Annotated in this window: 21 protein-coding genes; 13 read left to right on the top strand and 8 right to left on the bottom strand. The window is 62.6% G+C overall.

Annotation, left to right across the window (positions count from 1 at the left end; all coding sequences use genetic code 11):
• From AOT96_RS14825 to AOT96_RS14815, 3 genes are all read right to left on the bottom strand, one after another.
• A complete protein-coding gene (locus AOT96_RS14825) occupies positions 1-672 on the bottom strand; it encodes a TetR/AcrR family transcriptional regulator (protein ID WP_003945807.1) in 672 nt (223 codons plus the stop codon).
• A gap of 76 nt (positions 673-748) precedes the next feature.
• Positions 749-1,561, bottom strand: coding sequence for an SDR family oxidoreductase (locus AOT96_RS14820; protein ID WP_003945582.1), 813 nt, complete (start codon positions 1,559-1,561; stop codon positions 749-751).
• The gene (locus tag AOT96_RS14815) at positions 1,561-2,790 is read right to left on the bottom strand and encodes an acyl-CoA dehydrogenase family protein (protein WP_065351938.1); all 1,230 of its coding nucleotides are present in this window, start codon (positions 2,788-2,790) and stop codon (positions 1,561-1,563) included. The genes AOT96_RS14820 and AOT96_RS14815 overlap by 1 nt, the downstream gene beginning before the upstream one ends.
• Before the next feature lie 55 nt (positions 2,791-2,845).
• On the opposite strand from AOT96_RS14815, the gene AOT96_RS14810 reads away from it, so the two are divergent.
• The 5 genes from AOT96_RS14810 to AOT96_RS14790 are packed head-to-tail and all read left to right on the top strand — an operon-like array spanning position 2,846 to position 8,427.
• Positions 2,846-4,387 (top strand): FadD3 family acyl-CoA ligase, encoded by a 1,542-nt coding sequence (locus AOT96_RS14810; RefSeq protein WP_007734186.1) that lies wholly within the window; start codon positions 2,846-2,848, stop codon positions 4,385-4,387.
• Entirely contained in the window at positions 4,384-5,256 is an 873-nt protein-coding gene (locus AOT96_RS14805) for an enoyl-CoA hydratase (protein WP_054188068.1), read from the top strand. Before AOT96_RS14810 ends, AOT96_RS14805 begins: the two co-directional genes overlap by 4 nt.
• Positions 5,256-6,416: an acyl-CoA dehydrogenase family protein gene (locus AOT96_RS14800; RefSeq protein ID WP_007734181.1), complete on the top strand. Its 1,161-nt coding sequence runs from the start codon at positions 5,256-5,258 to the stop codon at positions 6,414-6,416. The genes AOT96_RS14805 and AOT96_RS14800 overlap by 1 nt, the downstream gene beginning before the upstream one ends.
• The gene (locus AOT96_RS14795; protein WP_065351937.1) at positions 6,413-7,378 is read left to right on the top strand and encodes an acyl-CoA dehydrogenase family protein; all 966 of its coding nucleotides are present in this window, start codon (positions 6,413-6,415) and stop codon (positions 7,376-7,378) included. The genes AOT96_RS14800 and AOT96_RS14795 overlap by 4 nt, the downstream gene beginning before the upstream one ends.
• Positions 7,375-8,427: an acyl-CoA dehydrogenase family protein gene (locus AOT96_RS14790; protein WP_065351936.1), complete on the top strand. Its 1,053-nt coding sequence runs from the start codon at positions 7,375-7,377 to the stop codon at positions 8,425-8,427. The genes AOT96_RS14795 and AOT96_RS14790 overlap by 4 nt, the downstream gene beginning before the upstream one ends.
• Positions 8,428-8,497: 70 nt before the next feature.
• Here the strand turns inward: AOT96_RS14790 and AOT96_RS14785 are convergent, their stop codons facing one another.
• A complete protein-coding gene (locus AOT96_RS14785; protein ID WP_003945836.1) occupies positions 8,498-9,367 on the bottom strand; it encodes a hypothetical protein in 870 nt (289 codons plus the stop codon).
• A gap of 194 nt (positions 9,368-9,561) precedes the next feature.
• On the opposite strand from AOT96_RS14785, the gene AOT96_RS14780 reads away from it, so the two are divergent.
• From AOT96_RS14780 to AOT96_RS14770, 3 genes are all read left to right on the top strand, one after another.
• Positions 9,562-10,326, top strand: coding sequence for an SDR family NAD(P)-dependent oxidoreductase (locus AOT96_RS14780; protein WP_003945543.1), 765 nt, complete (start codon positions 9,562-9,564; stop codon positions 10,324-10,326).
• Between the two features lie 122 nt (positions 10,327-10,448).
• Positions 10,449-11,114, top strand: a complete 666-nt coding sequence (locus AOT96_RS14775) for a hypothetical protein (protein ID WP_065351935.1) — start codon at positions 10,449-10,451, stop codon at positions 11,112-11,114.
• A gap of 225 nt (positions 11,115-11,339) precedes the next feature.
• Positions 11,340-12,227, top strand: coding sequence for an alpha/beta fold hydrolase (locus tag AOT96_RS14770; RefSeq protein ID WP_007734173.1), 888 nt, complete (start codon positions 11,340-11,342; stop codon positions 12,225-12,227).
• A 1-nt stretch (position 12,228) separates the two neighbouring features.
• Here the strand turns inward: AOT96_RS14770 and AOT96_RS14765 are convergent, their stop codons facing one another.
• A complete protein-coding gene (locus tag AOT96_RS14765) occupies positions 12,229-13,047 on the bottom strand; it encodes an HAD family hydrolase (RefSeq protein ID WP_031332850.1) in 819 nt (272 codons plus the stop codon).
• 62 nt (positions 13,048-13,109) lie between these two features.
• Positions 13,110-13,580: a MarR family winged helix-turn-helix transcriptional regulator gene (locus AOT96_RS14760; RefSeq protein WP_007734171.1), complete on the bottom strand. Its 471-nt coding sequence runs from the start codon at positions 13,578-13,580 to the stop codon at positions 13,110-13,112.
• Positions 13,581-13,691: 111 nt separating this feature from the next.
• On the opposite strand from AOT96_RS14760, the gene AOT96_RS14755 reads away from it, so the two are divergent.
• From AOT96_RS14755 to AOT96_RS14745, 3 genes are read left to right on the top strand one after another with little or no spacing between them, the layout of a single operon-like run.
• On the top strand, positions 13,692-14,207 hold the full coding sequence (locus AOT96_RS14755) for a VOC family protein (RefSeq protein ID WP_065351934.1): 516 nt from the start codon (positions 13,692-13,694) through the stop codon (positions 14,205-14,207).
• A gap of 37 nt (positions 14,208-14,244) precedes the next feature.
• Positions 14,245-15,033 carry a pirin family protein gene (locus tag AOT96_RS14750; protein ID WP_065351933.1) on the top strand — a complete coding sequence of 263 codons (789 nt, stop codon included), beginning with the start codon at positions 14,245-14,247 and terminating at the stop codon, positions 15,031-15,033.
• A gap of 1 nt (position 15,034) precedes the next feature.
• Positions 15,035-16,099: a maleylacetate reductase gene (locus AOT96_RS14745; RefSeq protein ID WP_065351932.1), complete on the top strand. Its 1,065-nt coding sequence runs from the start codon at positions 15,035-15,037 to the stop codon at positions 16,097-16,099.
• 7 nt (positions 16,100-16,106) lie between these two features.
• Here AOT96_RS14745 and AOT96_RS14740 read toward each other — a convergent pair whose 3' ends face one another.
• Complete coding sequence (locus tag AOT96_RS14740; RefSeq protein ID WP_003945867.1) at positions 16,107-16,628, bottom strand: Lrp/AsnC family transcriptional regulator; 522 nt, start codon at positions 16,626-16,628, stop codon at positions 16,107-16,109.
• A 109-nt stretch (positions 16,629-16,737) separates the two neighbouring features.
• Here AOT96_RS14740 and ald point away from each other — a divergent pair, with 109 nt between their 5' ends.
• Positions 16,738-17,838: an alanine dehydrogenase gene (ald, locus tag AOT96_RS14735; RefSeq protein WP_003945541.1), complete on the top strand. Its 1,101-nt coding sequence runs from the start codon at positions 16,738-16,740 to the stop codon at positions 17,836-17,838.
• A 38-nt stretch (positions 17,839-17,876) separates the two neighbouring features.
• Positions 17,877-18,752, top strand: a complete 876-nt coding sequence (locus tag AOT96_RS14730; RefSeq protein WP_007734162.1) for an aldo/keto reductase — start codon at positions 17,877-17,879, stop codon at positions 18,750-18,752.
• Here the strand turns inward: AOT96_RS14730 and AOT96_RS14725 are convergent, their stop codons facing one another.
• The gene (locus AOT96_RS14725; protein ID WP_065351931.1) at positions 18,753-20,003 is read right to left on the bottom strand and encodes an NADH:flavin oxidoreductase/NADH oxidase family protein; all 1,251 of its coding nucleotides are present in this window, start codon (positions 20,001-20,003) and stop codon (positions 18,753-18,755) included. It abuts the gene before it with no gap.
• Positions 20,004-20,026 lie beyond the last annotated feature (23 nt).

The following is a 20,026-nucleotide window of genomic DNA, read 5'->3' as shown; positions in this document are numbered from 1 at the left end:
CTAGTTTCGTTGTGCAGCAATAGTTCTTGAAGTTGATTCAGCAATAGCGTCTGAAGTTGTGGCCGGATCGGAGAGCCCGTCGAGCACGATCGCGAGATATTGAGCCGCGACGGCGTGCGCCGAGAGGGATCCACCCGGGCGGTACCAGCGAACCGCGACCCACACGGTGTCGCGCATGAAGCGGAAGACCAATTCGACGTCGATGTCGGAGCGGAAGGTCCCGTCCGCGACGCCGGCTTCGAGGACGCCGACCCACAGGTCCCGGAATTCGGTGTTGCGCTCGGCCAGGTAAGCGAAGCGCTCGTTCCCGACGAGGTGCTTGACCTCGTCCTGGTAGATCGCCACAGCCGAATGTGAGGCGTCGATGGCCTCGTACGACGTCACGACCAGTGCTTCGAGCGTCGCGCGACTGTCCAACCCCGCCGCGACGATCTCGCGGTATTTTCCGAAGAGTTCGTCGAGGAACTGGTGCAGGATCTCGTCGACCATCGACTCCTTGGAATCGAAATGGTGATACAGGCTGCCGGACAGGATCCCGGCGGCGTCGGCGATGTCGCGGACGGTCGTCGCGCGCACTCCGCGATCGGCGAAGAGCCCCGCCGCGATCTCGAGCAGCTCGTCGCGGCGCCCGGACTTGCCGTTTGATTCGTCGGAATTTCGAGGTGGCGTCATGTATTCAATCCTATCCAGGGCCTTCCCCTGTGCGCGGTCAGCGAGTCCAGGGACTCCTTAACCGCGCACGGGGACGCTAGGCCCTCTGCGAAGAAACGGAGACGATCTCGCCGGTCATGTAAGTGGAGTAATCGCTGGCGAGCATCGCGATGACCGTTGCGATCTCCCAGACCTCCGCGGCGCGGCCGTAGGCCTCACCGGAAGCCAACTGGTCGAGCAGTTCCTCACTGGTGACCTTCGCCAGGAACGCGTGACGCGCAATGGAAGGCGAGACCGCGTTGATACGGACTCCGTACTCCGCTGCTTCGATGGCGCTGCACCGAGTCAGCGCCATGACGCCGGCCTTGGCTGCGGCGTAGTGCGCCTGGGAATGCTGCGCGCGCCAACCGAGAACGGACGCGTTGTTCACCAGAACACCGCCGTGGGGAACGCTCTTGAAGTACCGCAGGGCGGCGCGCGTCGAACGGAAGGTGCTGTTGAGTGTGATGTCGAGAACGCGATCCCACTGATCGTCCGTCATGTCGACGACGGGCGTTTCACCGCCAAGGCCCGCGTTGTTGACGACGATGTCGATACGTCCCAACTTCTCGGCGGCGCCGACGAACAACGCGTCGACCTGCTCGGTGCTGGAGACGTCACAGATGATGGACTCGACCTGCTGGCCGGGAAACTCGGCCTTCAGCTTCTCCACCGTCTCGCCGAGTCGACGCTCGTGGAAGTCGGAGACGAGAACGTCGCCGCCCTCGAGAAGCACCCTGCGCGCAGTGGAGAAACCGATGCCGGTTCCGGCTGCGGCGGTGATGATCGCCTTCTTGCCCGCGAGCAGTCCGTGGCCCGGGGTTTCCTCCGGCGCAACGGAAAGCGGGGACGCGGCTTTGGTGTCAGACATTAACGGGCCTCTCGGGGAAGACCGAGCACGCGCTCGGAAATGATGTTGCGCTGAATTTCGTTGGAGCCGCCGTAAATCGTGTCGGCGCGGGTGAAGAGGAAGAGGCGTTGCCATTCGTCGAGCTCGAGGTGCTCGGGATCGGTGATGTCCGAGGTATTGCCTTCGGAATCCGCCCACGGTGCAACCAACGACGACGCACCCTGCACGTCCATCGCCAGCTGTCCCAGATCACGATGCCAGTTGGCCCACAACAGTTTTGCGACGGACGCTTCTCCGCCACCGGTTCCGGCGTCGACCGCGTCGAGAGTGCGCATCGCGTGGGCGCGCATCACGCGCAGTCCGACCCACGCGCGGGCGATCTTTTCGCGAATGTGCGGATCCTGGTCACTGCCATTGGCTTTCGCCAGGTCGACGACGCCCTGGAGCTCGCGAGCAAATCCGATCTGCTGTCCGAGCGTCGATACACCGCGCTCGAAGGTGAGCAGCCCCATCGCGATCTTCCAGCCCTCGCCGGGTTCCCCGACCACCAGATCGGCATCGGTGACGGCGTCGTCGAAGAAGACCTCGTTGAACTCCGATGTGCCGGTGAGCTGCTGAATGGGCCGAACTGTCACACCGGGCTGATCCAACGGGACAAGCAGGAAGCTCAACCCCTGGTGACGCTTGGAGCCCACCTCGGTGCGGCAGACCACGAAGCACCACTGCGCGACGTGAGCCAGTGAGGTCCACACCTTCTGGCCGTTGATGATCCACTTGCCGTCTTCGAGGCGTGCGGTCGTGGAGACGTTCGCGAGGTCGGAACCGGCGCCGGGCTCGGAGTAGCCCTGCGACCACAGTTCACTGACCGTGTTGATGCCAGGAAGGAATCGGCGCTTCTGCTCGTCGGTGCCGTACGCGATCAGCGTCGGGCCGAGCAGCTCTTCACCGATGTGGCTGACGCGAGCGGGCGCACCTGCCTTCGCGTACTCCTGATGGAAGATGACCTGCTGGGAGATGCTTGCTCCCCGCCCGCCGAACTCCTTCGGCCACCCGAGGCACGTCCACCCCGACGCTGCGAGGTGCTTGTCCCACTCGAGTCGTTGCTCGAAGAACTCGTGCTCACTGCCGGGGCCGCCCTTACCCTTGAGCTGGGCGAATTTGCCCGTCAAGTTCTCGGCCAACCACTGCGCGACCGTGGCCGCAAACTCGTCGTCCGTCATCTGCCCGTCCGGGCTCTCGCTCTGGTCCACATATGTAAGATAACCTACCAAGCACTTGCTAGGTAGCGTGTCAGGTAGGAGTCCAGTGACCGAACAACCGAGAACCATCCCATCAGCCCTCATCCGGGCCGCCGAGGAGTTCGGTGAGCGCGCGGCTATCGCCGATGGCGACACCCGACTGACCTTCGCACAGCTACATCAGCGCGTCCGCGATTTCGCCGGCGCACTGATCAACCGTGGGGTGAAGGCAGGCGACCGCGTCGTCATCTGGGCGCCCAACACGTACCACTGGGTGATCGCCCTGCTCGGCGCTCAGTACGCCGGCGCAGCCATCATCCCGATCAACACGCGCTACACCGGCACCGAAGCACTCGACATCATCGAGCGCGTCGACGCAGCTGCCCTGGTGGTCGTCGGCACGTTCCTCAAGGCCGACCGGTACCAGCAGTTGCTCGACGCCAATCCGGACCTGAGGATCCCCACCGTCATCCAGGTACCGATCGACGGGGACGACGACCGTGACGGCGTCATCGAGTTCGAGGACTTCCTCGCGCTCGCCACCGACGCCGCCCGCACCGAAGCCGACGCGCGTGCTGCGAAGGTGCAGCCAGACGACGTCAGCGACATCCTCTTCACCTCCGGCACCACGGGGCGCAGCAAGGGTGCGATCACCGCGCATCGTCAGTCCATCGCCGTCGCCAAGTCGTGGGGTGAATGCGCCGAGGTCACCGCCGACGACAACTTCCTCATCATCAGCCCGTTCTTCCACACCTTCGGGTACAAGGCCGGAATCCTGGTCTGCCTGTTGAACGGTGCGACGATCGTGCCGGTGTCCGTCTTCAACATCGACGACACCCTCGCATTGGTCAGCAGCGAGAAGATCAGCATCCTGCCTGGCGCCCCGACGATCTACCAGACCATCCTCGATCATCCCCGCCGCAGCGAATACGACCTGTCCTCGCTCCGCATCGCGATCACGGGCGCAGCACCCGTGCCGGTTGCTCTCGTCGAGCGCATGCAAGCAGAGCTTTTCGACGCCGTCCTCACGGCATACGGTTTGACCGAGGCAGTGGTCGCGACCATGTGCCGCACCGACGACGACCCGGTCACCGTCTCCACCAGTTCCGGCCGCGCGACAGCCGATTTCGAGGTCAAGATCGGCGACCAGGGTGAGATCCTGCTTCGTGGACCGAACGTCATGCTCGGATACCTCGACGACCCCGAATCCACCGCCAAGGCAATCGACGCCGACGGCTGGCTGCACACCGGAGACGTCGGAACCCTCGACGAGCGTGGCTATCTCGACATCACCGACCGTCTGAAAGACATGTACGTCAGCGGCGGATTCAACGTCTACCCCGCCGAGATCGAGGGCATGTTGGCTCGCCTGCCCGGCGTCCACGAGTCTGCTGCCATCGGCATCCCCGATCACCGGATGGGAGAGGTGGGCCGCGTCTACATCGCCCAACTCGACGGTGCCGGCCTCACCGAAGAGTCGGTGATCGCCTTCCTCAAGGAGAAGATCGCAGGCTTCAAGGTGCCCCGCGAGGTGCGCTTCGTAGATCATCTGCCCCGTAACCCTTCGGGCAAGGTCCTCAAAACGGTTCTGCGCGAGGAACAATCATGACCGTTCCCTTCGAAGCCGACGTCGTGACCTACGAGGTTCGTGACTCGGTCGCCGTCGTGACCTTGAATCGACCCGACTACCGCAACGCCCAGAACTCGGTGGTCACGTACGCCCTCGACGCGGCATTCCAGCGCGCCGTCGAAGACGACGACGTGAAGGTGATCGTCCTGGCAGGCAACGGACCTCACTTCAGTGCCGGTCACGACCTGGGAACTCCGGGACGCGACCATCACGTCGAGTACGAGAACAAGGCCACCATGTGGTGGGATCACGTCGACAAGCCAGGCGGTGACCAGCGTTTCGCCCGCGAGATGGAGGTCTACCTGGGCATGTGCCGCCGTTGGCGGGAGATCCCCAAGCCCACCATCGCGATGGTGCAAGGCGCCTGCATTGCCGGCGGGCTCATGCTCGCCTGGGTCTGCGACATGATCGTCGCGGCCGACGACGCCTTCTTCTCCGATCCCGTTGTCCGCATGGGCATCCCCGGCGTCGAATACTTCGCGCACCCGTGGATGGTCGGTTCACGATTCGCCAAGGAAATGCTCTTCACCGGCGATCGGTTCACCGCGCAACGTGCATACGAAATCGGCATGGTGAACCGCGTCGTCGCCCGCAAGCATCTCGAGAAGGAGACGTTCGAGCTCGCCGGACGTATCGCCGAGATGCCGCGCTTCGGACTGGCTTTGACCAAGAAGGCCGTCAATCAGTGCGAGGATCAGATGGGGATGCGCAACGGCATCGACTCCGTCTTCGGTCTGCATCACTTCGCTCACGCTCACAACGCCGAAGTCGGCAAAGACTCGCTTGGTGGTCTCGACGCCAAAGCTATGGCTGCCAGTGCTCGCGCACCGCAGGAAGGAACAAACTAGTGGATCTCGTATTCGACGACGCCACAACCGCATTCCGTGACGAGGTTCGCTCGTTCCTGGAAGCGAATGTGCCCGCGACTCCCCTGAAGTCGATGGATACCGCCGAAGGCTTCGAAGAGCACCGTCAGTGGGAGCACACACTCGCCGACGCCGGCTACGCCGTCGTCTCCTGGCCCAAGGAACTCGGCGGACGCGATGCGTCCCTGCTCGAATGGGTCATCTTCGAGGAGGAGTACTACCGCTCGGGCGCGCCCGGCCGCGTAAGCCAGAACGGTATCTTCTTGTTGGCTCCCACACTGTTCGAGCATGCAAATGCCGAGCAGTTGGCTCGCATCATGCCGCGCATGGCTCGTGCCGACGACATCTGGGCCCAGGCCTGGTCCGAGCCCGAGTCCGGTTCCGACCTCGCAAGCCTGCGTTCGAGTGCGAAGAAGGTCGACGGCGGCTGGCTGCTCAACGGTCAGAAGACGTGGAGCTCACGCGCGAGTTACGCCGACTGGGGCTTCGGCTTGTTCCGCTCCGATCCGGATGCGCAGCGCCACAAGGGCATCACGTATTTCATGTTCGACCTCCGGTCGAAGGGTGTCACCGTTCGCCCGATCGATCAGCTCGACGGTGAGCCCGGCTTCGCCGAGATCTTCCTCGAAGACGTCTTCGTTCCGGACGACCCGGCCAACCCAGGTGAGTCGGGTGTGATCGGAAACGTCAACGAAGGTTGGCGGGTCGCGATGAGCACCGCGAGCAACGAGCGTGGTCTCTCGCTGCGCAGCCCCGGCCGCTTTCTCGCCACCGTCGACCGCCTGCTCGAGCTGTACAAGTCCAGCGGACGCACCGACGACAGCGCTCTGCGCAACCAGGTCGCCGACGCCTGGATCGGCGCTCGCGCTTACCAACTCAACACATTCGGCACCGTCACCCGTCTGGCCGACGGTGGACAGCTCGGCGCCGAGTCCTCGATCAACAAGGTCTTCTGGTCCGAGTGGGATATCGCCACCCACGAGACTGCTCTCGAACTTCAGGGCCCTGAAGCCGAGTTGGCCGACAACTGGATGGACGGATACCTGTTCTCCCTGTCCGGCCCGATCTACGCAGGCACCAACGAGATTCAGAAAAACGTCATCGCTGAGCGTCTGCTCGGCCTACCGAAGGCGGACCGATGAGATTCGCGCTCGACTCCTCCCACCAGGACTTCGCTGCAAGCATCGATGCACTGCTGACCAAGTCCGACATGCCCGCCGTCATCCGTTCGTGGAACGACGGTGACACCGAGCCGGGCAAGAAGCTCTGGCAGCGCCTCGCCGAGACCGGCGTCAACGGTCTCGTCATCTCCGAAGAGCACGACGGACTCGGCGCCGACGCCGTCGACCTGGTCGTTGCGCTCGAACAGCTCGGTCGGCACGCAGTACCCGGACCGGTGGTCGAGACCATCGCCGTGGCGCCGACGCTCCTGGCCTCCGTTGCACCGGAACGTCTCTCTGCTCTCGCCGAGGGTTCGCTGGCAACTGTCGCAGCTCCCCCGCGCACACCGTTCGCGCTCGACGGCGATGCTGTGGATCTGGTTCTGCTCGCGCAGGACGGTGCCGTATCACTCGGTGTCCCTGGCGAAGCCAAGGCATCGGTGGATCTCTCCCGCAAGCTCTACGAGGTTTCCGCCGGCGAATCGCTGGGCTCCGCCGACTTCTCGGCCGCCTTCGACATGGGCGCTCTTGCCACTGCCGCGCAGTTGCAGGGTCTCGGCCAGACACTGCTCGAGGTCAGCACCGAATACGCTAAGCAGCGCAAGCAGTTCGGCAAGGTCATCGGACAGTTCCAGGCCATGAAGCACCACCTGGCCGAGGTTGCCGTCTCCCTCGAGATGGCTCGTCCCCTGCTGCACGGCGCCGCACTGTCGGTTCGCGATCAGTCGGCCGACGCCTCACGTGACATCTCTGCGGCCAAGGTCGCGTGCGGGGATGCTGCGTACAAGGCCGCTCGCGTCGGACTCCAGGTTCACGGCGCCATCGGCTACACGATGGAACACGATCTCTCCTTGTGGCTCACCAAGGTACGGGCGCTGCTCACCGCGTGGGGCACACCGTCCGAGCATCGCGCACGCGTCGTCGAAGCGCTGGTTGCATCATGAGCATCGACACCGAAGACCAGGCAGCACTGCGCGCATCGGTACGCGATCTCCTGAGCAAGCATTCCGACTCCGCTGCCGTCCGCGCCGCCATCACCACAGAGATCGGCTACGACGCCGCTTTGTGGAGCAAGCTGTGCGAGCAGATCGGCATCGCCGCGTTGGCGATTCCGGAGGAGTTCGACGGCGTCGGAGCAGGTTTGGGCGAAGTACACGTGGTCCAGGAGGAATTGGGCCGCACGCTGACCCCGTCACCGATGCTGGGTTCGGCGATTCTTGCCGCACAGGCACTGCTGCTTTCCGGTGACAACGACGCATGCTCGCGACTGCTGCCCGGTGTCGCGTCCGGCGAGAGCACGCTCGCTCTGTGCTGGGCAGGTGCCGCGGGTTGGAACACCTTCGGCGTCGAGGCAACCGAAGACGCGTTGACCGGCACGGCGTCGTACGTCCTCGACGGACACGTCGCAGACACCCTGCTCGTTCTGACGGCCGACGGGTTCTACGAAGTGGATCCAGCGGCCGAAGGCGTCTCCCGCCGACGCGTCCCCACCATGGATCCGACGCGAACGCTGGCGGAGGTCACGTTCTCCGGTGTTCGTGGTCGGCCACTGGAGTGGTCCGAAGATCTGGTCGATCGGATCCGAACCGTCGTTCTGATCGCCTTGTCTGCTGAACAGGTCGGAGCGGCAGCAGCGATCGTCGAACAGACCGTGGAATACACCAAGTCGCGCAAGCAGTTCGGTCGCGCGATCGGTTCTTTCCAGGCCCTCAAACATCGGATGGCCGATATGTACATGTTGGTCGAGACGGCGCGCTCGATGACGTACGCCGCCGTGGCGACGCAGTCGGCGGACGACGCGGCAGTGGCGAAGGTCTACTGCTCGGAAGCCTTGCAGCAGATCACCTCCGAAGCAGTTCAGTTGCACGGCGGAATCGCAATCACCTGGGAGCACGACGCTCAGCTGTACTTCAAGCGTGCACACGGCAGCGCTCAGCTCTTCGGTCAGCCGAGCACCTACCTGCCGAGCCTCGCGCAGGCAGCGGGCCTCTAGGAGACGTCGGTGCTTGTTCGCTCGGGATTGCGAGCGAACAAGCACCGTCTCGTTCGGTCTGAACCAGACTTCAGCTCTCTGCAGGAGCGACTAACCCGTTCTCGGGTATTGACAGTCCTGATGGTGAGATTTCCTGAAACTGCATGTTCCGCCTCAGTTCGATTGCTATCCGTTCCCGTGAGCTGGCCGAAAGCTGCTTTTCTATCAGCTTGTTAAGTCTCACCGGATCCGGTTCGAACCGTTCAGCTTCTTCACGCACTCGCCAAGTCGCTTTATCCCCAGGATCCGCGAAGGTGACGACCCCAATTCCGTGAGAACTGGCAACTGTGCGAACTTCTCGAAGCGGTCTCTTGAGTGCATCCGTGAGATACGTAGGGATATGGAACGCGACAACAGCGTGCGTCGATGCCCGACGATGCGCAAGCGCTTCGTACACCGCTGTGACATTGACTTGATCGAAAGGCTTCACCTCAACGGTTGTGGCCTCCAGAAAGATTCCAGGTACGTAGTCGAATCTACGTACCGAGATTGTCACAAGATCTGAGCGTGACCACGTACCACCGGTGCTTCGCTTACCTTGATTAGCGACGTCGTCGACCGTCAGTGGCGCCACGCCGGATTTGCGGAGTGGAAGCTCCCGCAGCACATCGACCATCGGTGCGTAGAGGTTTAATTCCCGGACCCTGAACGGCACCGTCAGCGTCGTAACTGACTCGTCGTCGTCCTGGTCTCTCGTAGAAGATTCCCGAACCACGCTTCCACCCCGGCCGCCTGCTTTACGGACCAGGTTCTTGGCCACCAAAGAATTTGCAGCAGTTCGATACCGCTCTTTGCCGAAACTTGCCTTCTGCCTGAGCTTGCCGTTACCAAGGGTATCTCCGTTTGAAGAAAGCAATTCGAGCAGAAGAGCCTCGTCCAAAGTCAACTGCGGAAGCGACACTTTTTTCCCCGATTCTCGCGTTCAATGGGCCGACCTATTGCGACCGGTCTGAATGTATTCGACCAGCTGCGCCTGCGTAAGCCAGTTGCAAGTAGCAGTCACCCACTGAGCGGAACATTCCGCTGTCTCGCACCCTCCGGTAGCGCAGAATCGGTCACCAGACAGCTGTCCATCCCACAGACCGGAGTTTTCTCGTGAATCGATTCGACGACAAGCGCGTCCTCATCAGCGGCGCAGGATCCGGAATCGGCCAGGCCACCGTTGCCCGCATCCTGGCAGAAGGTGGCACCGTCGTCGCCGCCGACATTTCCGAGACCGGCCTCGAACAGACGCTGAACGCAGCGAAGGACGCAGGCCATTCCGATCGCCTGACCACGGTGAAGGTCGACATCTCCAGCGAAGAGTCTGTTCGCGAACAGGTCGGCGCTGCGATCAAGGCTCTGGGCGGCCTCGACGTGCTGGTCAATGCGGCGGGCATTCTGCGCTCCGCACACACCCACGAGATGACACTCGATTTCTGGAACACCGTCATCGGGGTCAACCTCACCGGAACATTCCTCATGACGAGGGAGTCCCTGCCGGCACTGCTCGAAAGCGGAGCAGGCGTCGTGGTCAACTTCAGTTCCACGTCGGCCACCTTCGCCCACCCATATATGACGGCATATGCAGCGTCGAAGGGCGGAATCCAATCCTTCACGCACGCTCTTGCACTCGAGTACAGCAAGCAGGGCCTTCGCGCCGTGGCCGTCGCACCCGGCAGCATCGCTTCGGGCATGACCTCCGATCCTGGATTCCCGGCCGACATCGACTTCACGCTGCTCGGCAAGCTGGCGCCGGCAATCGGTGAGGGTTTCGCGCCCCCGTCCGCGGTCGCCGGCGTGATCGCGATGCTCGCTTCCGAGGACGGCTCGTTTGTCACCGGAACGGAAATCCGCATCGACGGCGGCACGCATATGTGACCACTTGCTGTGCGCCTTTATTAACCCCCGGCGGTTAATAAAGGCGCACAGCAGCGAGGCGGCATACTTAACTGGCCGCCGGGAACCCGTCCGGCGGTACGACGTGCGGTGGGGAGCCAGCGGTGAGCGAGTCAACAGGCACTACGAACCTCGAGCCCGTGCTGATCAGTCCCGTCGTCGGCGGAAAGATCCGCACCTGGTCCGAGGACGAGACCCGCTTGTGGAGCGTCGACGATCCCGCGGCGCTCGGCGCACAGTTGGGACGCGGTCTCGTAGCCCGTACGACCCTGCCGGACAACAAGTTCCGAGAGGTTGCGTTTCTGGATACCCAGACCCAGGCCCTCACTGTGCAGCCGCGCTTCGCTTCCCCTGACAGCACTGCACTTGCCGCACCGTTCAAGCTCACCGAGGCGTCGGCCCCGACGTCCGACGCTTGGGAAGATCTCGAATCGGTACTCGCGTCGGTCGCGATCTCCGCTGCTGGACGTGGCGAATTCTGGCTCGCGGAACTCGGCGGGTGGGATGCTCCGCACGAGCCGAACTGCCTCTTCACGACCGTCGACGAATCGGGACTGGCCAACGCGGTCATGGAGGCCACCCCCGCGCCCGCCGGAACCGGCGTCTGGCCGGAGGTTCCGAGCGGACAAACCGGCGTTTCCGTTTCGGCACCAGCCTCACAGGACACCATCGAGGCTGCCGGAATCTTCGCGGTATCAGCGATCGAGACGTGGGGCGTCACACCGTGGGACATCAACCTCACTTTCGGCAAACTGGTCGATTTCGCCTGATCAGCGGCGCCGACACGCGGCGGTGAGTTGTACGTCTCCCCTCAGCCGACGGCTCACGGTTCGTCACAACACGCCCGATGGCGACGACATCGGGCCCCTCGGTGGGCATACTGAGGGAACTGGGGTTACTCCCGGTCACAAATACCCGTGGATCCGCGTCGGGGCGGGTGCGGTCCGACAACACGCGAGCAGCCACAGACACTGGCGGCTCCGAAAGGTTCAATCATGGCAACCGACCAACTACAGACGGTTGTATTGCACGGCGACCAGCTCAAGTACGTCGACCAAGGCAGTGGCCCCGTTGTGGTGCTCATTCACGGCCTACTGGGCGCGCACTCCAATTGGGAGCCGCAGATCGAGACGCTCTCGCGTCATTACCGCGTGATCGCCCCTGATCTCTTCGGACATGGTGCGTCGGACAAGCCTGCCGGCGACTACTCACTCAGTGCTCACGCCGCCACCGTTCGCGACCTCCTCGAAGCCCTCGATATTCCGTCGGCCACCCTCGTCGGTCACTCCCTCGGTGGTGGGATCGCGATGCAGACACTGTATCTCTTCCCCGAGCGTGTGGAGCGGCTGTGCCTGGTAGCCAGCGGCGGACTCGGCCCCGAGGTGAGCCCACTCCTGCGTGCAGCAACTCTGCCCGGCAGCGAACTGGTACTTCCCGTCCTCGCATCCCGGACGCTGACCGACGTGACAGACAAAGCGCTCGGACTTTTCAACAAGATCGGCCTGTTCAAGCTCGGTGCCAGCGCGAGTGAGGCCCGTAAGAGCTTTGCTTCGGTGTCGGACGCGTCGACGCGTCAGGCATTTCTGGCGACGGCACGATCGGTCATCAATTACAACGGTCAAACCGTCAATGCCACTCCGCATTTCGCCAACTTCAAGAATCTGCAGGCACTACTGGTGTGGGGTGAGGAAGACACCATCATCCCCAACGCCCACACCGAGAACGCTCGCGCCGAACTACCGCTGGGGCGGGTGGAGATCTTCAAGCGCGCCGGACATTTCCCGCACCTTGACTACCCGGATCGCTTCGACCGTGTCTTCTCCGAATTCATGACGGACTGCGGAGTCGGTATCGGCACCGGACCCAAGGCCGTCAGCAGCTGAACTAGCGCCCCGCAACCAACTCTTCGAGGTAGCTCGCCACGCCGTCCTCGTCGTTCGTGGGCAAAATTCGGTCGGCGAGCTCGATGACCTCGGTTCTGGCGTTGGCCGGCGCCAGAGCTGTTCCGGCCCAGGTCAGCATCGCAACGTCGTTGAAGGCGTCACCGGCTGCGGCCACTTCCGACGCGTCGATGCCGTCGATCGCGCACAACTGCGCGAGAGCGCTGGCCTTCGAGACGCCCGCTGCAGCCATTTCCATGTACGGAGCCCCGGAGTGGGTCAACTCCACACCCTCGATGCCCGCAGCGACCGCAGTTCGGTACAGGTCGGCGCTGGGAACCTCGGCATGCCGGGCCACGATCTTGACCATCGGCTCCACGTCCAGCGGCAGCGTATCGGCGAGCACCATCTCGTGCAGGTGCCGGTGATGGTCCGCGAACTCGCACAGAGCGGCATACTCCGGCTCGGCAAAGAACTGCGTGGGTCCGACGTTCGCGAACACGACGCCAGGAATCAGAGCACGAACCTGCTCCATAGCTGTTGCAGCCAAAGATGTTTCGATCGAAACGGTGTCGACGATCTCCGGAGTCCCGTCCGCCAGGTCGAGAATGACAGCTCCGTTGGCACACACAGCTTTACCGCGAAATCCGCACGAGCTCGCCAACGTGTGTACCGAATGCCTGGCCCGGGCCGTCGCCCACACAACTTCGATCCCCGCGAGCCGCGCGTTCTCCATGGCCTGCGCGGTGCGCGCCGAAATCGTTCGGTCGGAGCGCAGCAGGGTGCCGTCGAGGTCGGTTGCGAACATACGAATACGGGTCACCAGACAATGATGGCAGTCCGTTCGCAGCCCTCACCAACTACGTGACATGGGCCGTTGCTCTGTCAATTACTTGCTTGGGCCTCGAGAAGGTGCCGACGCATCTCACCGAAGACCACACCCAGCCGCTCGACATCTCGCGGGCTCAGCAGGTCGAACATGCTCTCCCGTACAGCGGCCACGTGCGCCGGGCTTGCCGACGCCAATTTCTCGGCACCCGAGTCGGTCAGCTCCGCATTAGCGCCCCTCTTGTCGTCGACACACTCGACCCGGCGCACCCACCCGGCACCGACCAGCCGATTGACGGCCCTGGTCACACCACTTCGGGTAGCCATCACAGCGTCGGCGAGCTCACTCATGCGCAGTTGCCGGCCGGGCGCTTCGGCGAGAGCGACCAGCAGTTCGAAATCGGTGAAGGAAATGTCGGAGTCTCGCACCAACTGCTGATCGAGAACACGCTGGAGCAGTCGGGTCGAGTCCAGGTAAGCCCGCCAGGCCGTTTGCTCCGAGTCGCTCAACCACCGCGTCGATTCCATGACACCAGCATATCCGAAGTAGTTGACAACGAAATCAAATGATCTATTCTCAATGTAGTTGATCAGTCAACTACCTGTTCGAAGAGAAGGTTCAACCGAGAGGCGGGCGCCATGAGCGACGACAACGCAGTGCAGGTCGACAACGCAGTGCAGTTCGAGGAACGCCGGGCCGAGATCAGGGATCGACATCTGCTCCCCGCCGACAAACGACCCGCATCGACCGCACGCGGACTGCACCATACGGCCCTGATCAGCAGTGACGTCGAACAAACCGTGAAGTTCTACCAGGATCTCCTCGGATTCCCACTCACCGAGTTGATCGAGAACCGTGACTATCCCGGGTCGTCGCACTTCTTCTTCGACATCGGCAATGGCAACCTTCTGGCGTTCTTCGACTTCCCGGGTCTCGACGTGGGCCCGTACCAAGAAGTACTCGGCGGCCTCCACCACATCGCGATCAGCGTCGAACCCGCCAAGTGGGCGAAGCTACGTACCAGACTGACCGAGGCCGGCGTCGAACTGATCGAGCACAGTGAGGTTTCGCTGTACTTCCGCGATCCCGACGGCGCTCGACTCGAACTGATCGCAGACCCACTCGGCGAGATGTACGGCAATCACGTCCTCTGAAAACTTGCTCTCCCCCATACCATTCGGAAGGCACACCATGACCTCCACTCTGTCGCAGCCGAACCTCGATATCCGTCGATCCGGGGATCGCTTCAAGTCCAATGCCGGCTGGCTGGACTCCAAGCACTCGTTCTCGTTCAGCAATCACTACGACCCGAAGAACACTCACCACGGTCTTCTCCTGGTCAACAACGACGACATCGTCACGCCCGGAATGGGATTCGACACCCACCCGCACCAGGACATGGAGATCGTCACCTGGGTACTGAGAGGTTCTCTCGTACATCAGGATTCGATGGGGCATTCGGGCGTCATCTACCCCGGTCTCGCCCAGCGGATGAGCGCTGGAACGGGAATCCTGCATTCGGAGAAGAACGATTCGTGGCGACTCGGTGACGTGGCGGGTGCGCATTCCGACAAGCACAGCGACCCGGTTCACTTCATCCAGATGTGGGTCGTCCCCGACGCGGCCGGAATCACGCCCGGATACGAGCAGTTGGAGATCGACGCCGAATTGCTTGCCGGTGGACTGGTTCCCGTCGCGTCGGGCATGGACGCGTACGCCGATCACTCGGCAATCCGGATCAAGAACAAGTACGCCGCGATGCACGTTGCGCGTCTGCAACCCGGACAGCCCGTGACCCTGCCCGACGCACCGTTCCTGCACGTTTTTGTCGCCGACGGTCAGGCCGCCATGGAAGGCGTCGGAGTGCTCGAACAAGGTGACGCGGTACGCGTGTCCGGCGGCGGAGGTCAGCAGATCAGCTCCGATACCGGGGCAGAGGTCATCGTCTGGGAAATGCACGCCACCGTTTCGCAGGGATGACATGAAGCCCTTCTCGTACGACGCTTCACCGGCTCGAATTGTCTTCGGCCAAGGGATGATCGATACGATCGCCGAAGAAGTGCGGCGGCTCGGCCGTAGCCGAGTGATGGTGCTGGCAAGTCGTCGACTCGACGCGGTTGCCGCCGCCGTGACCGAATCTCTCGGCGACATGGCGGTGGCCCGCTTCGACGGCGCTTTGATGCATACTCCGATCGAAGTCACGACAGCCGCGCTGAGACTTGCCGAGAACCATCACGTCGACACGGTCGTCGCGATCGGCGGCGGTTCGGCAACCGGGTTGTCCAAGGCATTGGCACTACGAGCGGGGTTCGATCAGATCGTCGTTCCGACAACGTACGCGGGATCAGAAGTCACTCCGGTGTTGGGTGAAACAGAGAACGGACGCAAGACAACTCGCTCCTCTCCCCACATCAGACCGGAAACCGTCATCTACGACGTCGACCTCACTCTCGATCTGCCGCTGGATACCACCGTCACCAGCGCCGTCAACGCGATGGCGCATGCGATTGAAGCGTTGTACTCCACCGAGTCCAACCCGATCACGGACTTGATGGCGATCGAGGCGATCTCCGGGATCGCCCGTGCGCTGCCGAGCATTGTCGATGATACGAAAAATCTGGAAGGTAGGGCCGAACTACTGCAAGCAGCCTGGTTGGCCGGAACCTGCTTGGGCACGGTCGGTATGGGGCTTCATCACAAGTTGTGCCACACCCTCGGTGGCAGCTTCGGTTTGCCGCACGCTCCCACCCACGCCGTTGTCCTTCCCCAGGCAATGGCGTTCAACGCGCCTGGCGTCCCGGAAGTCATGTCTCGAATAGCGACTGCCTTGGGTGTATCCGACGCCGCCACCGGCGTTTTCGACCTCGTCACCTCGTGCGGCGGACCGACCTCTCTGCGAGAGGTGGGAATGAGTCACGATCAGATCAGCCGTGCAGTGGAACTCGCGACCTCCGCCGCTTATCCGAACCCGCGTGAGATCACCGCGCCGGGCTTGAGCGAACTCCTCGAGAACGCCTGGTCCGGGCGTCGCCCCGCCATCTTGTGAGAACGAATCAGGCCGTACCGCCTCTAGGCCTGACATGTTCGAAGATCAGAATCGTCTCGGTCGCAGCAACCGCCGGATGTGCCGAGAGATTGTTGACGACGAAGTCGCGCAACTGCGCCGAATCCGTCGTTGCGACGTGCAGCATGTAGTCGTCGACACCGGCCACGAAATACACGTTGAGCACGGAGTCCAGCTTGGCGAAGTCGTCACCGAGCCGGTTGAGATGCGACCGCGCGTTGGCCTGCAGTCGAACTGCGATCATCGCCTGCAGATCCATTCCGAGAGCGGCGGGGTCGATGTCCGCATGGAATCCCCTGATCACACCGTTGTCCACCAAGGCGCGCACACGTCCGAGGCATGTCGACGGCGCAATTCCCGCGATCGCAGCCAGCGCATTGTTCGGAATCCTCGCGTCCTTCGCCAGCTCTTCGAGCAGAACCCGGTCGATCTCGTCCAACTTCATTGCTGCCCGAACATGCTTCGGCGAGGCAGCCGTCTGAATACCGATTTTTGAACTTTCACGCACCATGCATACAGCGTAGAGAATTATCTTCACTTCTCTTCACTATCTGGCGACGAAACTTCATGCTTGGCACCTGCCATTCGAAGAAACAACAGACTCAGTTCGGAGCCGTGTCATGAAGGTCGGAATCCCCCGCGAGATCAAAAACCACGAGTACCGCGTGGCCATCAGCCCAGCAGGCGTCCACGAACTGGTCGGCCGAGGGCACGAGGTCGTCATCGAAACGGGTGCAGGCGTCGGCTCCTCGTTCAGTGACGAGGATTTCAAGGCCGCGGGCGCGCAGATCCTCGGATCTGCCGATCAGGTCTGGACGGACGCAGATCTACTCCTGAAGGTCAAAGAACCTATTGCAGAGGAGTATTCGCGACTCCGTAAGGATCAGGTTCTCTTCACCTACCTGCACCTGGCGGCGTCGAAGGAATGCACCGACGCGCTCCTGACGTCGAAGACCACCTCCATCGCCTACGAAACAGTTGTCGGTTCCGACGGTTCACTGCCCCTCCTCGCCCCGATGAGTGAAGTAGCCGGACGCCTGGCACCGCAGGCGGGCGCCTATCACTTGATGCGTCACGGCGGCGGACGCGGAGTTCTGATGGGCGGCGTCCCCGGAGTGCGCCCCGCCAAGGTCGTGGTGATCGGTGCGGGAGTCTCCGGCAAGAACGCCATCGCCGTGGCCTACGGCATGCAAGCCGACGTCACCGTTCTCGACCTGTCGATCGCGCGCCTGCGGGAAATCGACGAGCTGTACCACGGCCAGGTCAAGACCATCACGTCCAACAGCCTCGAACTCGAACAGGCAGTACTCGACGCCGACCTGGTCATCGGCGCAGTGCTGGTCCCCGGGGCGAAGGCGCCGACTCTCGTCTCCAACAGCCTGGTGGCGCGTATGAAGCCGGGTTCTGTCCTGGTCGACATCGCCATCGACCAGGGCGGCTGCTTCGAGGATTCACACGCGACCACGCACGCCGATCCGACGTACCAGGTTCACGGTTCGGTCTTCTACTGCGTTGCGAACATGCCCGGAGCGGTCCCCCGTACGTCCACCTACGCACTCACCAACGCGACGCTTCCGTACGTCGTCGCCTTGGCCGACAAGGGGTGGAAGGACGCGGTCGCGACAGTTCCCGGCCTGGGGTCAGGTCTGAGCACACACGACGGCCTGCTCCTGTCCGACAGTGTTGCAGCGGCGCATGGGTACTCGGCTACCACTCTCTGACCCAGGCAAGGACAGCTCGAGATCGCTAGCCTTGATCCATGAGCATTCCTGACATCACGCTGAATTCCGGAACCACGATCCCGCAACTCGGCCTCGGAGTCTGGCAGGCCACCAACGACGAAACCGAGCATGCAGTACGGTTCGCACTCGACGAGGCCGGCTACCGGCACATCGACACCGCTGCCGCCTACGGAAACGAAGAGGGCGTCGGACGAGGTATCGCCAACTCGTCCGTCGCGCGAGAGGACATCTTCCTCACCACGAAGCTCTGGAATGCAGATCAGGGCTACGAGCCGGCGTTGAAGGCTTTCGACACCAGCATCGACAAGCTCGGCGTCGACTACGTCGATCTCTACCTCATCCACTGGCCTCTGCAGGACAACGACCGACTCCTCCGCACGTGGGACGCACTCGAAAAGATCGCGGAATCGGGCCGCGCCAAGGCAATCGGGGTGTGCAACTTCGAGCCGCATCATCTGCAGCTTCTCGTCGAACGCGGTGGATTGTTGCCCGCAGTCGATCAGGTGGAACTGCACCCGCACCTCACGCAGCACGCCATTCGCGACAAGGCCGCCGAGCACGGGATCAAGGTCGAATCGTGGAGCCCACTCGGCGGTACCAGTAACGCAGGTTGGGGTAAGGCGTCCAAGCCCAACACCCTGCTCACCGACCCGATCATCACTCGAATCGGTGACCGCCACAGCAAGACTGCCGCGCAGGTCCTGATCCGTTGGCACCTTCAGAACGGCCTGATCGTCATCCCGAAATCCGTACACGATGCTCGAATCGCTCAGAACATCGACGTATTCGACTTCGAACTCACCGATCTCGACCTGAGCGAAATCGACACTCTCGACGACGGCACCCGCGTCGGCGCGCATCCCGATGAACTCAACATCGGTGCACCGAACTGATCAAGCCGCTCGTTTGGTGGGGCGAAGCGCATCGAATCCGTTTCGCCTCACCATCGTTCCGAGGGTCTTCCACCACGGCCGAGCCGGATCCGGCTCGCTTCCGTCGCCCATCCGGTGCAGCTGATCGGTATGCCACTGCAGGTCGAGTGCACCGTCGAGCATCGAGATGTCGGCAACCTTCCCCAACAACTTCCGCGCTCCGAACTCAACAGTCGGCACGGTCAATCGTTCCCGATCCGATTCCAGGAGAACGGTTGCCGCGTCGGGGATCGTGATCGTCGGCCGGCCGAGGCCGATCACGTCGCACGCGCCGGAAGCCAGTGCCTCGACCATCGCCGATCGCGAGCGGAAGCCGCCGGTGACCGCCAAGGGAATGTCGCCGGCAATCGCTCGGACTGTCTCGGCGTACTCGAGGAAATATGCCTCTCGATCGCGAGTGCTCTGCTTCTGCGCTTTACCCATCATGGCCGGCGATTCATAACTGCCACCGCTGATCTCGATGAGATCCACCAACTCTTCGGTCAACGCGCGCACTACTTCTCGCGACTCGTCTTCCGAGAATCCACCTCGTTGGAAATCAGCCGAGTTGAGCTTGACCGAGACCGCGAATCCCGGAGCAACGGCAGAGCGTATGCGCCGAACGATCTCGATCAGAAAGCGTCGTCGACGCTCAGGATCTCCACCCCACTCGTCCGTCCGCTGATTGGACAAGGGCGAAAGGAACTGCGCAACAAGATAACCGTGCGCTGCGTGTATCTGCACGCCCCCGAAGCCGGAGGACTCGGCGACGCGAGCGGTTTCCGCGAACTTGTCGATGATCTCGTCGATCTCAGCGGTCGAGAGTTCTCGCGGCGTCGCCATTCCCGGAATCTTCAGCGCGATCGCGCTCGGGGCGACCGGTCTACCTCTGCTGGCAATCGGGTTGGATTGCCGCCCTGGGTGGTTCAGCTGCATCCAGATCTCGGCGCCGCCGTTCTTGGCGGTCTTGGCCCAGGCAGTCAGTGCTTCGGCATCACGATCGTCGTCGACGACGACATTGCCCGGTTCGGCGATCTGCGATCGATCGACCATGACATTGCCGGTGATCAGCAAACCGAACCCGCCACTGCCCCAACGACCGTACAGCGTTTCCAAGCGAGTGGACGGTCCATGAGTGCGGTCACCCAGAGCCTCGCTGAGCGCAGCTTTCATCGTGCGATTCCGCAGGATCTGCCCGCAGGGCAAAGTCAATGATTCTCCGAGCGTGGTCATGGATGCCTCTCGTATGAAGGGAA

Origin of the sequence: Rhodococcus sp. 008, assembly GCF_001682295.1 — a bacterium.
GTDB classification, from domain to species: Bacteria; Actinomycetota; Actinomycetes; order Mycobacteriales; family Mycobacteriaceae; genus Rhodococcus_F; species Rhodococcus_F qingshengii.
Note: the sequence above shows the minus strand (reverse complement) of the source record. Positions and strands in the feature narration are given on the sequence as shown.

Excerpts from the sequence above, each read along its gene's own strand:
- AOT96_RS14805 (WP_054188068.1), top strand. The coding sequence starts at position 4,384 with ATGACCGTTCCCTTCGAAGCCGACGTCGTGACCTACGAGGTTCGTGAC.
- AOT96_RS14755 (WP_065351934.1), top strand. The coding sequence starts at position 13,692 with ATGAGCGACGACAACGCAGTGCAGGTCGACAACGCAGTGCAGTTCGAG.
- AOT96_RS14825 (WP_003945807.1), bottom strand. The coding sequence starts at position 672 with ATGACGCCACCTCGAAATTCCGACGAATCAAACGGCAAGTCCGGGCGC.
- AOT96_RS14750 (WP_065351933.1), top strand. The coding sequence starts at position 14,245 with ATGACCTCCACTCTGTCGCAGCCGAACCTCGATATCCGTCGATCCGGG.
- AOT96_RS14730 (WP_007734162.1), top strand. The coding sequence starts at position 17,877 with ATGAGCATTCCTGACATCACGCTGAATTCCGGAACCACGATCCCGCAA.
- AOT96_RS14740 (WP_003945867.1), bottom strand. The coding sequence starts at position 16,628 with ATGGTGCGTGAAAGTTCAAAAATCGGTATTCAGACGGCTGCCTCGCCG.
- AOT96_RS14725 (WP_065351931.1), bottom strand. The coding sequence starts at position 20,003 with ATGACCACGCTCGGAGAATCATTGACTTTGCCCTGCGGGCAGATCCTG.
- AOT96_RS14820 (WP_003945582.1), bottom strand. The coding sequence starts at position 1,561 with ATGTCTGACACCAAAGCCGCGTCCCCGCTTTCCGTTGCGCCGGAGGAA.
- AOT96_RS14790 (WP_065351936.1), top strand. The coding sequence starts at position 7,375 with ATGAGCATCGACACCGAAGACCAGGCAGCACTGCGCGCATCGGTACGC.
- AOT96_RS14745 (WP_065351932.1), top strand. The coding sequence starts at position 15,035 with ATGAAGCCCTTCTCGTACGACGCTTCACCGGCTCGAATTGTCTTCGGC.
- AOT96_RS14770 (WP_007734173.1), top strand. The coding sequence starts at position 11,340 with ATGGCAACCGACCAACTACAGACGGTTGTATTGCACGGCGACCAGCTC.
- ald (WP_003945541.1), top strand. The coding sequence starts at position 16,738 with ATGAAGGTCGGAATCCCCCGCGAGATCAAAAACCACGAGTACCGCGTG.
- AOT96_RS14795 (WP_065351937.1), top strand. The coding sequence starts at position 6,413 with ATGAGATTCGCGCTCGACTCCTCCCACCAGGACTTCGCTGCAAGCATC.
- AOT96_RS14760 (WP_007734171.1), bottom strand. The coding sequence starts at position 13,580 with ATGGAATCGACGCGGTGGTTGAGCGACTCGGAGCAAACGGCCTGGCGG.